The sequence below is a fragment of the Haloarcula laminariae genome (assembly GCF_025457605.1).
GTDB lineage: Archaea > Halobacteriota > Halobacteria > Halobacteriales > Haloarculaceae > Haloarcula > Haloarcula laminariae.
The window spans coordinates 1-2085 of record NZ_JAMZFY010000008.1 but is presented as its reverse complement, the minus strand read 5'-3'; the positions used below and the strand labels follow the sequence as shown (position 1 = coordinate 2085).

The 2085-nt window shown below is 63.6% G+C and carries 1 protein-coding gene; it reads right to left on the bottom strand.

Annotated features, from left to right (window positions below; translation table 11 throughout):
* Nucleotides 1-922: 922 nt before the first annotated feature.
* Nucleotides 923-2014: a rolling circle replication-associated protein gene (locus NJQ98_RS18970; protein WP_262181718.1), complete on the bottom strand. Its 1092-nt coding sequence runs from the start codon at nucleotides 2012-2014 to the stop codon at nucleotides 923-925.
* Nucleotides 2015-2085 lie beyond the last annotated feature (71 nt).

Sequence of the window (2085 nt, the reverse complement as noted above, 5' to 3'; positions counted from 1 at the left end):
GAGAACGAGCGACCGTTGCGCTCTGCCGGGTGGTCGGTTGGCTGATCGACACTCACAGCAACCGCCCCCGCTGAAGAGGGGTCCTCCCTCCGGTCGGACCCTGCGGGCGCTCCACTCGGTCGCGCCCTTGTGGCGGTTGCTGAGCCTGCTGTACCTGCCGTCTTGCTTCAGGCGTAACACCTTTGCAGACGGACGGATAAGAGCCATACGCGGCCGTTGAAGCGGGCGAGAGCCTCAATGCAAGCAAGCACGCCCGCCGCAGCGGTGTTGTCCGGCCCTTATCCGGACACGCTTTCAACTGATTGCACAGTGACCACGTTGGTACTTAAAGGTTAGAACCGGGTGGGCGAGAATCGACGATTCGCGTAATCGGAGATTCGCGTAATCGGAGATTCGAGGAATCTGGGAAAACTCTGGTTCGTGACATGAACGGTTTACCGTGGGGACCCCGGTAAACTGTCAGGTTCTCGATACGGAGTTGTTCAAACTGGAACTGAGCCAGTTTTTGGAGAAAACTGGCCAGTTTGTGCGAGACTGCTTTATTCCGAAACCCTACGTACTGAAAACTGTACAGAGAAGGTTTGTGTTGCTGTTTACAGAGTTGTTCAAGTTGGTGTGCCGAGACCGCACAGCAGGTGGTTGCGACCACCCACCGCCCGGACCCGCAGGGGGCCGCGGTCGGGTGGGTGGTCGGGTGGGATGGCGGCCGGGTGGCCGGGACTCGGTCGGTGGTCGAGGAGATCGACGCGACGGACCACTGCGGGATGCCGCAGCCGGCGCGCTCGGTGGTCGCTCGCTTCGCTCGCTCTGCCTTCGCTGGCCCCGGTTGCGGCCTTCCCTCGTTTGTTATGTCAGTTTGAACGGTATAAAACCCTTTGACCGTTCGCCGTATGGCGGTTTTCCAGTGTCAGGTAACGTACCCTTAGCCGGGTGGGTGGGTGGACGTGACGAACCTATCGACGCCGCCGGTCGGCTCTTCGACGCGGATGAACTCGGTCCCCTGGACGACTCCATGAACTGACCACTCCGACGCCGTGGCGTCGTCGTCGGGTCGGATACTGGCCATGTACGACTGGGCGCCCTGTGAGGGTCGCCAGCGCTGTTTTCCGGTGGACCACAGGACGGCGTTCGACATCTGCTGGTGGTCCGGCGCATCGAGCGGGTCGCCGCTGTGCGTCCCGAGGTACTCCGCGAGGTACGTACCGAGGTTCCCGATGGATTCGCCGTACTCGAAGCCCTCAGCGGCCGCGTGAAGCTCTCTCCTGTCCAATCCGACGCGCTTTATCGAGATGGTCGAATCGTCCGCGGTGTCGTGCGCGTCCCGTCCGGCCTGGTCGCAGTTGCGAAGGTGGGCCTCGATGACGGGAGCGAACTCGTCGCGGGTGACGACGCCCTCGACGAAGACCGCGATGTGGATGTGCAGGTAGCCCGACTCGTGCGGTTCGAGGATGGCGAGGTACTCCCAGCGGCGGTCGGTGAGCTGTCTGGACAGCTCTCGACGGACGGCCTCCCAGCTGGAGTCGAGCTCGTGCAGGTGGTCGACGGGCGGGAGCGGGTCGCCGTCGTCGTCGGTCGATGACGCTGTAAGCGACAGCATGGCCGTGTGAAGCCGTTTCCCGTAGTCCCGGCGCAAACCACGTTCTAAGTCCTTGAGCTTCGCATACTGCTTGTTGCTGTACTCCTCGGCGAACCTGTGCGGGTCCGAGCCTGCCGAGTACTCGCCGGTGGCGTCGTTCCGTAGCACGATGTCCGTGTCGGCCTCCTCGATGTAGGTGCGCCAGCGGCGAACAGCGGCTCCCCAGGTGACGGGCCGGTGGCCGTCGGTGTTGCCCCAGTCGCGGACCTCTTCGCGTAACGCGACTCCGTCCTCTTCCGTGAGGGGGGCAGATAGAGCCTGCCGGTTAGACGGCCTCAGACGGTGGTTTGTGGAGTCTGCACGGTCGCTCTCGGAAGGCCGAGAGAACGAGCGACCGTTGCGCTCTGCCGGGTGGTCGGTTGGCTGATCGACACTCACAGCAACCGCCCCCGCTGAAGAGGGGTCCTCCCTCCGGTCGGACCCTGCGGGCGCTCCACTCGGTCGCGCCC